The organism is Acinetobacter sp. YH12208 (assembly GCF_013418055.1).
In the GTDB taxonomy this organism is placed as follows: domain Bacteria; phylum Pseudomonadota; class Gammaproteobacteria; order Pseudomonadales; family Moraxellaceae; genus Acinetobacter; species Acinetobacter pseudolwoffii.
This window is the reverse complement of the sequence record NZ_VPCT01000017.1, coordinates 35812-50018: the sequence shown is the minus strand read 5'-3', so window position 1 is coordinate 50018 and position 14207 is coordinate 35812. Positions and strand designations below refer to the sequence as shown.

The window sequence follows — 14207 nt, the reverse complement described above, 5'->3', positions numbered from 1 at the left end:
ACTTTTTTGCCAAGCTCAAGCAGTATCGTGCTATTGCCACACGCTATGATAAATTGGCTCAAAACTTCTTATCAGCGATCTACCTGGCTTCAACAATCATTTGGCTTAATTGATGACACGCCCTAGTATTTTGAAATATAAATTAATTAAATATAAAAAAGCCTTGTAGTCTCTCCCAAAACTACAAGGCTTAGCGGCTGTAAGTTTCCTCTTTTTACTTACCTCACTGTAAGTTCGCTGTCTACTGACATTCTTTTTATAATTATACGATTATGCTCAACTTTCCGTGTTGAGTTATTTTGTATGGCCAATCTTCTCAAAAACTGAGTAAAAGCTCTATGCGGCAATTTCTTGAATCCGTGTAAGCTTTTACCTACAAGATCTGATTATTTTTTGCCAATAAACTAGGAGATTGTTCAAGTATTTTTTGACTTAAACCACTTTTACGTGTAGTTCGTACGCATAAGGCTTGTGTAAAAGCGTCACAATCTACCAATAAACTGACCACTTTTTTAGCACGGGTAATTGCAGTATAAATCAACTCTTTACTTAATAGATTTTGCGCATATTGATCCAGCACCACTGCGGTATGTGCAAATTCTGAACCTTGAGATTTGTGAATGGTCAGTGCAAAAGCGGTTTCTATACTCTTTGGCAAACGGGTGGCTAAGACCCATTTTTCCAGACTCGGAAAATAGACTTCAAACTGGCACTGACCAGACTGCTCACGTATAAAACAGATGCCAATATCACCATTGGATAAACCCAGTTGATAATCGTTATAGGTCATCATGACCGGCCGCCCGACATACCAGTTACCCTGCTTCAGTTGACCTTGAGCGGCTAAAAAGCGTTGTTCAATCTGTAGATTGATTTTGAACAAGCCCAGATCACCAGAACGAATCGCAGTTAAAATACGGTAATCATCAAATGATCTCACCACCTGTTGTACATATTGCTCGAAATCATCTAAGCCTTGCTTATTCTTGACAGCCTGTGTATAGGCCTGATAACCATACATCAACTGATCATAATATTGATTCAATGTAGTGGCCGTCTGTTCAGCACTAGGCGCTAAATATTGCAACTGGAGCTGGTCAATCTCAACCCGATCCAAGGTGATGGCTTGTAATTCACTGGCAGTGACAATCTGCTGCTCAAATTTTTGCAGGACATTGGCAGCTTCATGCTGCTGCTGAATAAAATCAGCCATTGCCCCAATCTTGGCCCCTGCTTTAAAACGTCGTGTGGTGATTAAGTTGACCCGATTATCCTGCAAAGTCGCAACCTGTTGCAGATCTGCCAGAACGGTGCCGACATCCACAGAAGCCAACTGGTCTGCATCGCCAAGTAAAATCAGACGTGCCTGAGATGGTACAGCGGCCAGCAACATCTGTGACAGACTTAAATCCAGCATCGAGGCTTCATCGACCACAATTACGTCATAGGGCAAAGGCTGTTTGGCATGAAAACGTGGCTGTCCGCGCGTGCCCAATCCCAATAAACGATGCAGGGTCACGGGTTGTAACTGTTGTAGTGCAGCTATTTCAAACTGCTGCAAAACTTCAGTCTGTAAGGCTTTTTGCAGCGCTTCTTTCATCCGCTGTGCAGCCTTTCCGGTCGGCGCGGCCATGGCAATCCGGATATTCGGCAGCGCATCATATAAAACTGCAATAATATGCGCCAGCGTATAAGTTTTACCGGTTCCCGGCCCGCCAGTAATAATACTGAAGGCTTGCTCTGCCACCATTTGCAGGGCTTTTTGCTGCTGTGGATCTGAGAGCAGACTGCGGTCACGTGCTGTTAACTCCAGGGCTGCAATAGACTGGGTCTTGATTCGTGCTATATGCGTTGCCACTGCCTGTTCCAGCTGCCAGTAGCGGTACAGATATAAATGCTGATCTTCAAACACCAAGGGGGCAATACCCGTGCCTTGCTGAGCATGATCACGCACCAGATTATGCAATAATGCCATTTGTTGAGGAAGCGCTTCAATGCAGCTATCGCCGGCCTGCATCGCCTCAAGCAATTGCTGAATCAGTAATTTTGCTGCCGGATCAAATGTAGCCGAGCTAAATGGAGGCTGACATAAATAGTCAATCCAGGCCATCAAACTGGCGTTTTGTTGCGACACGTGATTCTGCTCATTTTCCACACAGTTATCCTCAAAGTTATCCACAGGATAATTTTCTGTTTAATCTCTATATATTTTATCAGGCAGCAAAATTATGCTGTTTTTTTCTGCTCAAAATAGCCCAAAATCTGATCCAGTTTTTCAACGAATTCGATGTCTGGTTGCCAGTGATATACACCTTGTTCCATCTGCCCGTGCATACCGCGTAAATATAAATAGCTTGCGCCGCCCAGATGCTGCTGCATTGAATACGCCTGCATATTTGCGTTCAGATAACGATGCAGGGCCACCAGATACAAGGCTGCCTGCAACCAGTAACTGGACTGGCTCATATTCTGCTGAATCGCCTCAGCGGTATAATGCTGTTGATCTGGGCCGAGAAAGTTACTTTTATAATCGGCAATATGGTAACGCTGACCATCGAAATACACCAGATCGATGGAACCGGTCAGATAACGTGCCGATTTGGCTTCATTAAAATCGCTCATGACAATGTCATGTTCAACAAAAAGCTGATGGATTTGCCGGATCTGCAAAGGCGCATCGGTCAAGGACAGATAAAAAGGAAATTCTGACAGATACTGTTGATCACCCAGTTGTGCCAAAACAAAATCTGCCTGAATCGGAGTGACCAGAATGTCATGCACCCAGTCATGCATCAGATTGAGTAAAATATCTTCCCTAATTTCATCAAGCAATCCATCTAAAGCAGTCTGGAAGATGCTTTCGACATTGAGCTGTTCAGGACTTGCAAGGTGTGCAATCTGGGCCATTTCCTGTTCAAAAAACAGGATAAAGCTGTCATCATCCAGCTCAGTGAAATAACGCTCAAACTGGCTTAAAAAAACCACCAAGGCTGATCGGTCTTGCTGTGCCGATTGAAACAACTCTCGCCATTGTTGACGATAAGCTTCGCTCTGATCATGCAGGCGAATGCCGCTCAGCAATTTATAGTTCAGGCTGGACAAAACGCGTTGCATACTCTGTTGCAACTCATCTGCTTTGAAATTTGCCTGCGCTGCGGCTTGAAAAAGGCTACGCAGATTCACCGCTGCGGCCTGATAATGCGGCGCAAAGGTCTGCTCCAGCACAGTACGCAGTTGAAAGGCCTGTTCGAATTTTTCTTTTAGCTCCTGCCAGATTTGCGGTGCAGTATTTTTAAAACGACGGCGAATTTCCAGATTCCAGTAACTGCTGTCCTGAAAATTGATATGTTCAAAAATACTGTGCAAGAAAGTTCCGGCCACCGTACCTTTGGGGAAATTCAGCTTGATCCAGTCCAGCGGTGTGACAGCCGGCTGATCTGCTAAAGCATCCAGATTGATTTCATCCGCTGCACTATCCGGGTGTTCCTGGGCATTGACCAGATCATCCTGCAAAACTGGCGCATGTGACTGGTGTTGCGACAATGCGGTAAAACTGGTTTTGGTGCGTGGATAGAACTGTCGCTCTGGCAAAGGTTGCGCCAGCATGTCGATCTTATGATTGTGTGACTGCTCGACCAGACGTGCCGGTTCCTGAGACAGCGGCTGCTCGACCAGAGTTAAAGCATGTTCGAAGATGGCATCGCCCTGGCCACGCCAGAACGCCAAGCCCGAATCGGATTGTGAAGCGTGGTCTTGCAACATGGCATACACCCGATGACTGGCACGGGTCAGCGCCACATACCAAAGCCGGTGATTTTCCGCTGCATTACGCGCTGCATTCTGTAAAATCGCCTGCTCGTGCAAATGCTTATGATTGACTGCAATCACCCGGGATTGTTCTAAAATACTTTCAGACAGTGTGCCACTTAATGAAAAGTTCAAGTTGCCTTTATTTACATCAAAAGCAGCATCTGCGCCCAATAAAAATACCACTTTAAATTCCAGCCCTTTAGAGGCATGGATGGTCATCAGCTGTACCCCATGATCACCAGACAGCTTGCGTTCTTTTTCATTGTCTTTGCCTGAAGGGGACTGTAACTGACGCAAATACCAGTGATAGAGTTTTTGGGCACCCTGATAATATTCACTTTGCTGGCTCAGAATTTCAGTCAGATGACGCAAATTCACAACCACCCGTTCATTATCCAGACTTTGACTGGCCACCAGATGAGTCCAGACCTGAAACAGGTTTAAGGCATAATTCCATGCCGTGAGAAAACCTTTTTCGAACCACATTTCCCGAATTGCATCCAGATCGGCAATATAGCGACTGAGCCCTTCACTCTGCGCCTGTAACTCAATCAGTTTTTTCAGGTTGAAGCCCAGCAGGCGGGTCAGTAAGGCACGTTTGACCTTGGCTTCATTAAAAGGATCCATGATTGCAGTCAAGACGGCCGCGACATCCTGCGCAATAGCACTGGCAAAAACACTTTGTTTGGACTCTTTATAACAAGGAATACCCATACGCTGTAGGCGCTGCTTGACCTGCTCAAGGGCAAAATGTCCAAACCCCAGCACTGCAATATCATCGGCTTTCAGGCTTTGAATACTGTTCTGCTGCTGAAAATATAACTGCTGTTGAGCAGACTGATTGAGGAGTGCACGGATTTTCCAGGCCACCTGATCGGCTTCTACATCCGACTCACCTAACTGAATCCAGCGTAAGGGCTGCGGATTGCAGACAGCGCTATCGATGAGATCCGGATGTGGCCGACTACCGGCCTGAATCAGGGTGTACTGCACCTGTTCACCAAAATCCATCTGGCATTGAAATAAAGCATCGACCACTTCGACCAGCGCTTTGACCGAACGATGGTTCTGCATCAGGGTATATTCGCGGCCCTGCTTCTGCCGCACGTCAGCATGTGCCTTGTTATAGGTCAGCATGTCGCCACCACGGAAACCATAAATCGCCTGTTTCGGATCGCCGACCATAATCATGCAGCCGGATTGAACCCGGCTAGCATCCCGCCAGATCTTGGCCAGCAGGTCATCCTGATCCTGATTGGTGTCCTGAAATTCATCCACCAGAATCAGCGGATAACGTGCCTGTACAAACTGGGCAAAGCGCTGACCCTGCTGTCCTTGCAGTGCTTCCGCCAGTGTGCGGATTTGCTGGGAAAAAGTCGTTTCACCCTGCTGTTGCAGGGTTTGTGGCAAACGAGTCTGCACACTTTGAATAATATGAAATTCCAAATAGGTCGTGAGCTGCTTCAACTGCTCATCCAGATCCTGTTTGACCTCACACAGTACATCAATTGCCACGATCAGGCTGTGTTGCAAAATCAGCTGCTGCTCCGCTTCCGGACAGCTCTTGTTAAAAACCTGAGTGGTCGGCTGGAAATCAGTTTTTTTACGGCGTAAATGGCACAGATTCAGTAAAATCGGTTGCAATTCTGCATCAAAGAAACTCATGCCACCCTGAGTTTGCAGGGCTGCGCTCCAGGTCATAAAGTTTTCACAAACGTCGGTTAACTTGGTCAAAAAACTCTTGTGAAAATACTTCGGACTTTCCTGACAATAGCGCCGCATGACTTCGAGATCATGCTCATGAATATTCAATAATTGGGTAATACAGGCTTCTAATTTACCTAAATCACATTCAGCCGGCTCGACCTTCTGGAATTGCTGCTTGCTAAAATTCAGGGCATCCCGAACCAGCCCGGTATAATGCTCGACCGGTTTCAGCAGATTCTGCACATACAAATGATTGACCATATATTGGGGCTGCTGCTGAATCCAGTCACGCAGCACATCATGAATCAGTTGCTGGATATATAAATCCTGATCTTCGGTCAGTTCAGCACGTTCAATCTTGCCACTTTCAAAGGCAAATTCACGTAAAAGTTTCTGGCTAAAGCTGTCCAGCGTCCCGACAAACAGTTCATCCAGCTGGGTCAGTACCAGACGCAAACGGCGACGGGCATAGTCCATCCGTGTACCATAATCTTTCAACACCTGCTGAAATAAAGGATCAGTTTCGCTCTGAATCTTCGCTGCAATTTCCACAGAATTGAGCTGCTGATGACGCTGGATATAGGCCAAAGTTTCTTCGACCCGCAGCCGTACCCGGTTTTTCAGTTCGGCCGTTGCCTTGCGGGTGAAGGTGGTTGCAATCACCTGATGCGGATAATACTGATCCAGAAAAATCCGCACCATCAAACTGGATAAAGTATAGGTCTTGCCGGTGCCTGCCGAGGCCTCAATCCAGTGTAAGCCCCGGAACGTCATGTCCTGAATCGGATTGGTAGAAATGGCTTTTTGCATCTGCTGCTTTAACACGGTCATATTGCTATTTCACCCATTCCAGATGTTGGTGAATCGGCGCATACAGAGCATGGGCGAAATCATGACAGCAGCGCTGCAAGGCCAGATCCGGGTCCTGATCCTGCAAAATAAACTGCCAGTCCTGATGCAACAGGCTGGATTCATCCGAAGCCAAAGGCTTGGCACTTTCATAGCTATTATTCCAGGCTTTTAGCAGTTCCGGCATTTCCACAATGGTCATTTTGCCCTGTTCATTTTCGGCCCACTGCCACTCTTTTTTCATCAACAACTCCGCTGGCAACACCAGCGGCTGCTGTTGACCAATTTCCCAGGCTTTGAACCAGAACTGTAAATATTCTCGCGCTTTAGTTGAACTCAAGCCGGAAAATTTCAGGGTCTTATTACTGAAAATCACAATACGTTCCAGTTCTGGTGAGCGTGCATCATCATTTAAGTAAGCCAGCCATAACAGATATTCCAGCCAGATCTGGGCACGGCGTTTTTCCGAGGCCGAAGAAGATTGCAGACTTAACCAGTAACTGCTGTGCGAGGCTTGTGGTACGCTGATATGAATGATCAGTTCAGGACTAAATTGCAGGGATTGCTGGGTCACCGGCGTCAGTTCTTTGCCGAGCTGTAGCAAACGTTCTTGCAACAACTGCTGTTCCTGCTGACTGCTGAGCCAGGTGGCTTGCTGGGTTTTGCCTACTGGCAAACGGTCTAGCATCAAGCTCGGCTCAATCTGCTGATCTTGTTGTAATAGAAAATCCCGCACCTGATATTGTTCCAGCTTGTTTAATAACAAGGGCTCACGGGAACTCGGCAAATCTGCATAGCGAATTGTGGAAATTCCGACACTTTTCAGAAATAAACGTGCCGGGAAAATCATGTCCCGAATCCACTCATCCCCTTTCAGCACCCGTAGTTCTTTTTGTTCAACTGCCGGATAATGCGCATTGATCCAGCTGCTGCGCTTGCCTTCGGCACTTCGGATATATTCTGCCACCGCAAACCACTGATCCCGATAACGCGGTGTTTGCGCATCTGCAAATCCGGCTGGATCAAAAGGCTGCAAGGGATGTACATGATAAAGCTGCTGGATATGTTGGGCGACTGACAGACCATTGATTTCCACCACAGGATCGACTTCGGCATCCGGCTGTTCCGACTGACAGATGAATGCGATATGCTGAATCAGTTCCTGCAAGGCAGTGGATGGATCTCGGGCCTCGCCATCGTCCAGATCAAAGCCATTATAAAACAGCCATAAATTATCCTGCGCCAATAGTAAGGCATCCAGAAAAGCACCCTGCTCATCATCCAGACGCGAACGATCGCCGAGTTGCGGCTTCAGGCTGCGCATCAGATCAAACGGCACCTGCTGATTCCGGCTCGGAAACTTACCGCTATCCAGATTCAGCATCACCACCAGCTGATAAGGGAGTGGCCGGATCTGGCCAATCTGGCTAAAAGTGATCTGTCCGGTTGGTTCGGCCTGATCCAGCTGCATTTCTAGCGTATTCTGAATTTCTTCCAGCACATAAGGCAAAGGCAAACTCAGTGCCACCAGCTCCTGACTGGCATGTGAATCATCCTGCTCATGATAATCGGCCAGGGTCAGCATCCGCATCTGCTTGTCGATAATCTCGGCCACAGTTTTGAGCGATTCCACCCCGGCATCACGAAATTCATTCAGATCGGCGCGCAGATATTCCAGCCAGGTTTTCACCGGTGTGCGCTGTCCGGTCTCATGCAAAGTCAGCCAGTCACGGCGCTGCACCAGATCCTGATAAATCTGGATCAGGGTCGAAATCAGTGGAAAATCACTGCTCAAAACCTTGGCATAACTCAAGGTATCCTCAAACATTGTATGTTCAGGAATGGCCAGGCCCAAAGCCAGACGGTCTAGCGCGAATTTAAAACTAAAACGGTAATCATCATCGCCTGCGCTCAGGCTTTGCTGTAAATGCTGTTGATCCAGACCGCGCTTGAAGCCAGCCTCCGTCAGCAACTGCAACATCCGTTCTACCTGACTATAGTCCAGAGCATAACGTTGCTGGGTGGCATTCAGGCTGAGCCAGTCGGCAAAGTCCTCAATACTGAAACGGCGACGTACCCACTGGATCCGGCCCAGTACCGCGCGCCAGGCATTGCTAACATCCAGACGCGACACCCCGGCAATTTGGATCGGTAAATACAGGTTATCTTTTTGCAACCGTTGGCTGCCGATCTCACGCTCACGTGGTGGCGGGGCAAAGACACTGCGAATCGCCGGTTCCAGTTCTTTCAGATTCGGACTCAGCACCAGAATGTCGCTCGGTTGCCGTGGCTGCTGTTCCGTGCCTTGTGCCAGCCAGTGAATGACCTGTTCTTTGAGTACTTCCAGCTGACGCAACGAGGAATGACAGACATGAATCTGCACCGAATCATCGGCCGGATTTAAAGCATATTGATGCTGTTCAGGTTCGAGTAAATATAAAATATCTGACTGGATTTTTGCCAGCAGCTTGTCCTGATAGTTATCGACAAAGACATCGGCCCAGAGACCTTCTTCTCCCGAAGCCAGTTTGGAGAGTAAAGAGAAATGATCTCGCGCCTGCTTGCCAAAGCGGGTCAACAGCGGATGCCGCGATTCACGATCTTCGGCATTAAAATTGAGCTGCTTGATTCGAAATTCTTTCAGTTCAGCATCATTCGGTTTACGTTGGCGAGTTTTTTCAAAGCGCTGAATAAAGCGCTCTTCCCGTTGCAGATCAAATTTGGCTTTCCAGTCCGGATCGACACTGTCGGCCCAGTATTCCTGCGAGGGGTTAAAATGAAAGATATAAATGTCTATGTACTGACCCAGACGGCGTAAAAAGTCCAGCTGGCTGGGCGGAAGTTCCAGCAGGCTAAATACCACTATCTGTGCCGGCAAGCGCTTCAGGGCTTCGCTTCGTGTTTCCGGATTCTCCAGCCGTTCCCAATACAGGCGCTCAATCTCCAGAATTTTGGCATAATCCTCCTGAAATACATGCTGCCACAACCAGCGTTGCCAGGCTTCCAGCTCACGCGCCTGAATTTTGACGAAATCGGCCACCTGCATTTCGTGACCATTTTCATCTTTGGGACTATAGATCATCTGCTCGGTATCCAGCGCAACATCCTGTCCCCAGGCCTCTAGCCAGTTGGTCGGGCAGCTGCAGCTTTGCGGTGGACAGTTACGTGCACAATAGCCGCGATAATCCATATAATGGCTGAACAAGCGCGATACCTGTTCGGCCACCCAGTACAGCATGCTCTGTTTTTTCAGCTGTTTTTCTGTGCCCTGTTCCAGCCGGTCGGCACTGTCGTAAATCCGCTTTACAATTGAATACAGCGGATGATCGACGTCTAAGGGAATCTGTTCTGGCAGAATACATTTGCGCAGTGCCTGAAACACGCGCCATTTGATGATAATACGCGGAATATTGGCTTCTCGAACCTGTTCGACTTCTTTAGGCGCATTCAGCACCCACTGATAAGACGTCCACTGAAACGCACGAATTCGGTGATGGAACTGGCTATTGGCACTGATGCCTTTCTTCTCGGCAATTTTTTGAGTCAACCAGCTTTCTACGGCCGGAGACGGCACAATAAAATGCCGGGGCTGTAACACTTCAAACGGATGCCGGGCAGTTTGATTGACAATACGCAGCATACTATCCAAAAGCACATCAATGCGTTGACTCTGAATAACATGGATTGCCATCGTTTCCCCTGAACTGCTGAACTAGTTTTACTACAAAATGATAAAGATTAGTTACTATACATCTCGAGCGCTGTATGACACTTTAAAACCACACTTCAGTCGAAAAATTTCTTTGAAAAAAGCATCTTAATGATGCTTGCATAGAAAAAAACAACATAGAGCTTAGGTAGTGCCCATGAAATTAGATAAAATTCCTGAACGTATCGATCCAAGCTTAGATTTGGAACAAATTCGTGCCGAGTGCCTGGAACTCACCAAAAAACGTGCCTACTATTCTGCGGGTGCCGCCATTATTCCAGTGCCGTTTATGGATGTCGTCATTGACATCGGCATCTTGTCGCAATTGATTCCCGAGATCAATGCCCGCTTCGGACTGGCGCCTGATCAGATCAGTGTCTACGATCCGAAAACCCGTCAGGTGCACTGGAATGAGCTGCGTAAACGCGGCGTAGAATTTTCTGGTCTGGTGGTCGCGCGAACTGCTGTCAAAAAATCTTTGAACAATGTTGCAGCGAAAGTGATCACAAAGCAAGTGACAAAATTCATTCCCCTGGGTGGTCAATTGATTGCCGCCAGTCTGGGCTATTTTGTCATGAAAAAAATTGCCGAAGCTCATGTCGAGGAATGCTACCGTGCGGCTAAAAATATCCAGCAAAAACAGATCGCTCAAGGTTAAGCACATTTGAGCTCAATATTTTAAACAGCTGAGCCCGTGCTACTTCAGGCAGATTATTCTGCCTGAAGCTGTTTTAAAATGGCCTTTAACACCTCGACCCGTGCGGTATTTTTATCATCGGTCGCAATGATATGCCAAGGTGCATAATCGGTCGAGCTACGTTCAAACATGTCGGCTGCCGCTTTCAGATAATCCTCCCAACGTTCCCGGTTACGCCAGTCATCCTCAGTAATTTTAAAACGCTTATGCGGTGTATCTTCGCGTGCCTTGAAACGTGCAGCCTGTTCATCTTTGGAAATGGCCAGCCACAGCTTGATCACCACGGTTTGATGCTTGACCAGACTTTGCTCAAAACGGTTAATTTCCGCATACGCACGTTGCCATTCTGCGGCACTGGCAAAACCTTCTATCCGCTCTACCAGTACCCGCCCATACCAGGAACGGTCAAAAATACAGATATCATCATCGCTTTGCAGTTTGGTCCAGAAGCGCCATAAATAGGGACGGCTCAGCTCATATTTCTCTGGTGCGGCAATGGTATGAATTTCATATTCACGCGGATCCAGTTTTTTCACAATGCGCTTGATCGCGCCGCCCTTTCCAGCCGCATCCATGCCCTCAAACAGAATCACCACATTCCGCGGATCTGACCGCATCGCCTTGGCCACCTTAGCCGTTAATTTTTTCAGCTCCGGCTTGTAATCCTCTGCCTTGGCTCGAGTTTCGGCAGGATGTTTTAACAGTTCGGGAATCTTGGCCTGTTTCCATCGTCCACTGGCTCTGGCCGGATGATTGGGGCAATGCTTGAGAGCACCCAGAATATGCTGGGCAAATTGCTGGTCACGCTGCTGCTCATCCTCACCCTCAATAATGAACCAGTCTTCGGTAAAATGCTGACGCAAGCGCTGCAAGGTGTCGTACTGTTTTCTGTTGCGCCAGTCCAGACCATGCAGCTGATGCCAGTGCGCTTCACTCGGATCCATGGCATCCAGCCGTTTTTGCAGGGCTTTCCAGGACAGGTCAAACCAGACCTTGACCACATCGACATGATTATTTTTCAGGTCCTGTTCAAAGGCCTGCATCTCTTGCAGATAATGATTGAACTGTGTATTAGTGATCGGATCTGAAGCTTGCATGGCGCTGCTCAGCAGGTCGCTGTACCAGTTGCCAAACAAGACCATGATCTGTCCTTCGGCCGGAATAAAGCGCGCATAAGGCTGCCACAAAGTCTGTTTAGGCCCGGCCACTTGCGGTGCATCCGCTTTCACGCGCAAATAGCGCGGATCGACCCATTCACGCAGTTGCTTGACCGCTTCACCCTTACCGGCCAGCTCAATCCCGTTGACCAGAATCAACAGGCTTTTGGCATTTTTCTGGCCGCGTGTTTTTTTTAAATCATATTGAGCATCAATCAGCTCGACCGATAACTGATCTTCATCCATTAACTGAAATTGTGGTTGTTCCATGCGTATCTTCAACCCTGATGTTTTATTCTGTTTGCAGTATAACGATGAGTTTTGGCGCAAAAATAGCTCTGGCAACGTTTTTCACACGATTAAATTGGCTATTTAAACAACAGATTGACAGACAAATGCCCGATCTCTGTTCAATTTGTCATAGCAGGATTGCCCGGCAGCCTCTAAGATTCTTGCATTCTCAAACTATAATTGAAATCTCATGTCCAAACTTGCCGTTCTCGATGATCTGTTAGCGCATTATTATCAGCTGAGCTATCATACCCAACCGGACATTCTGAGCCGTTTACAGGATGTACAGGCCTGGCAGAAAGTTCGCATGCAGCGAACTCATCGCGCGCATTTTGCGGAAAAACCCAATCAGTTGATGGCCGAATATTTCCTGAACCGTCTCTATGGTGGTGCCGAATTTGATGCACTGGCAGCACAGATTGCCCGGCTGATGAAATATGCCCATAAAGCAGAAAAAGTGATTCCTGAAAATGCCATCAAAACCGGGACATTGGGTGTAGAACTGGCGATTCTGGCGGTACAGCTGGATGAGCAGGTCGCGATTCAGTTATTACAGGATTATTATCCGCATGAAACACTGACCGATGAGATGATGCGCCTGACCTATCTCAAACTGGATCAGGGTCAGGCACGGTTAAAACAACTGGCCTTGCTGGATCAGCTCGGTATGAGTCTGGATAAATACATGCGCTCCTTTGTGGTCTATGCGGCCTTCAAGATGTGTAAAGGCGCGGCCAATAAATATAACTTTCAGGTGATGTATGCGTTTATGCAAGATGGTTTCCTGGCCATGAAGCCGCTGAAATCGGCAGAAAAATTTGTCCGTGAATTTACCGCAACCGAACGCCAGATTATTGATAAAGTGCACTCTGGCGATGCGTTGCCATTTCAATAAATAGTAGTGCAGTATTTCTGCCAAGCGCACATTTTTCTGTATATTATTCATAACAATTGCATCATGATTGCTGAATAAGCCTTTAGAATCTGTCATGATGCAGACAATGCAAGATTAACCCGATTGATATGTTAGGAGTGACTCCAATGTCGAATGAAAATACAACGCCTACCCCTACCCCTGAGTCGGCACAACAGACAGACAAAGTGAGCCCATTCTTAACTGAACCTCTTCCACAAGGTACGCCGCAAGGTCAGCAACAATCTCTCGAACAACGCCTGACTGATACGCCAGTCACAGGCTCGGTGCCGAAATATAACCTGCCACGCGGTGCCAATACCGGCAACGTGGGTTCAACCACACATTTTGGTTATCAAACCGTAAACAGCGAAGAAAAGGCCCAGAAAGTGGCTGAAGTGTTCCATTCGGTGGCCAGCAAATACGACATCATGAATGACCTGATGTCTTTCGGGATTCACCGTCTGTGGAAACGTTTTGCAATCAATATGTCCGGTGTACGCCGTGGCCAGCAGGTGCTGGATATTGCCGGCGGTACCGGTGACCTGGCCAAAGTGTTTAGCCGTGAAGTGGGCCCGACCGGTCATGTGGTGCTGTCTGATATTAACGAATCGATGCTGAATGTCGGTCGTGACCGTCTGATCGATGCCGGCTGTACCAATGTCGATTTCGTACTGGCCAATGCTGAAACCTTAGAACCATTTGCAGACAACAGTTTTGATCTTTTGACGATTTCTTTCGGTCTGCGTAACGTGACTGATAAAGATGCCGCACTTGCATCGATGTATCGCGTACTCAAGCCAGGTGGTCGTTTACTGGTGCTGGAATTCTCTAAACCGGTGTTTGAGCCATTCTCTAAGCTTTACGATCTGTACTCATTCACAGCCTTGCCAATCATGGGTAAAATCATTGCCAATGATTCTGAAAGCTATAAATATCTGGCTGAATCGATTCGTATGCATCCAGACCAGCGCACCTTAAAAGGCATGATGGAAAATGCCGGCTTCCAGAATTGTGACTATCACAACCTGACTGGCGGGATTGTTGCAGTTCACCGCGGTTTTAAACTTTAAG

General features: G+C 47.6%; 8 protein-coding genes. 4 read left to right on the top strand and 4 right to left on the bottom strand.

Annotated elements, in window-relative coordinates; genetic code table 11:
• The coding region (locus FTU95_RS13095; RefSeq protein ID WP_180078732.1) for a transposase at window positions 1–113 on the top strand (113 nt) is incomplete at its 5' end.
• 260 nt (window positions 114–373) lie between these two features.
• On the opposite strand, the gene recD is transcribed toward FTU95_RS13095, so the two are convergent.
• The 3 genes from recD to FTU95_RS13080 form a co-directional block, all read right to left on the bottom strand.
• Window positions 374–2155 (bottom strand): exodeoxyribonuclease V subunit alpha, encoded by a 1782-nt coding sequence (recD, locus tag FTU95_RS13090; protein WP_180078730.1) that lies wholly within the window; start codon window positions 2153–2155, stop codon window positions 374–376.
• A 71-nt stretch (window positions 2156–2226) separates the two neighbouring features.
• Window positions 2227–6348 carry a UvrD-helicase domain-containing protein gene (locus FTU95_RS13085; RefSeq protein ID WP_180078728.1) on the bottom strand — a complete coding sequence of 1374 codons (4122 nt, stop codon included), beginning with the start codon at window positions 6346–6348 and terminating at the stop codon, window positions 2227–2229.
• Window positions 6349–6352: 4 nt separating this feature from the next.
• Window positions 6353–10057 carry an exodeoxyribonuclease V subunit gamma gene (locus FTU95_RS13080; RefSeq protein WP_180078726.1) on the bottom strand — a complete coding sequence of 1235 codons (3705 nt, stop codon included), beginning with the start codon at window positions 10055–10057 and terminating at the stop codon, window positions 6353–6355.
• A 175-nt stretch (window positions 10058–10232) separates the two neighbouring features.
• Between FTU95_RS13080 and FTU95_RS13075 the strand changes: the two genes are divergently transcribed.
• Window positions 10233–10733: a hypothetical protein gene (locus FTU95_RS13075; RefSeq protein WP_180049790.1), complete on the top strand. Its 501-nt coding sequence runs from the start codon at window positions 10233–10235 to the stop codon at window positions 10731–10733.
• 53 nt (window positions 10734–10786) lie between these two features.
• Here FTU95_RS13075 and FTU95_RS13070 read toward each other — a convergent pair whose 3' ends face one another.
• Window positions 10787–12205 (bottom strand): phosphate--AMP phosphotransferase, encoded by a 1419-nt coding sequence (locus FTU95_RS13070; protein WP_180078734.1) that lies wholly within the window; start codon window positions 12203–12205, stop codon window positions 10787–10789.
• Between the two features lie 205 nt (window positions 12206–12410).
• Here FTU95_RS13070 and FTU95_RS13065 point away from each other — a divergent pair, with 205 nt between their 5' ends.
• Together FTU95_RS13065 and ubiE are read left to right on the top strand one after the other, a co-directional pair.
• Complete coding sequence (locus FTU95_RS13065) at window positions 12411–13115, top strand: hypothetical protein (protein ID WP_180078724.1); 705 nt, start codon at window positions 12411–12413, stop codon at window positions 13113–13115.
• A 146-nt stretch (window positions 13116–13261) separates the two neighbouring features.
• Window positions 13262–14206, top strand: a complete 945-nt coding sequence (gene ubiE / locus FTU95_RS13060; protein ID WP_005095322.1) for a bifunctional demethylmenaquinone methyltransferase/2-methoxy-6-polyprenyl-1,4-benzoquinol methylase UbiE — start codon at window positions 13262–13264, stop codon at window positions 14204–14206.
• Window position 14207 lies beyond the last annotated feature (1 nt).

What these genes read in the sequence shown, in the direction of transcription:
- FTU95_RS13065 (WP_180078724.1), top strand. Translation starts at nt 12,411, where the DNA reads ATGTCCAAACTTGCCGTTCTCGATGATCTGTTAGCGCATTATTATCAG.
- FTU95_RS13075 (WP_180049790.1), top strand. Translation starts at nt 10,233, where the DNA reads ATGAAATTAGATAAAATTCCTGAACGTATCGATCCAAGCTTAGATTTG.
- FTU95_RS13080 (WP_180078726.1), bottom strand. Translation starts at nt 10,057, where the DNA reads ATGGCAATCCATGTTATTCAGAGTCAACGCATTGATGTGCTTTTGGAT.
- FTU95_RS13085 (WP_180078728.1), bottom strand. Translation starts at nt 6,348, where the DNA reads ATGACCGTGTTAAAGCAGCAGATGCAAAAAGCCATTTCTACCAATCCG.
- ubiE (WP_005095322.1), top strand. Translation starts at nt 13,262, where the DNA reads ATGTCGAATGAAAATACAACGCCTACCCCTACCCCTGAGTCGGCACAA.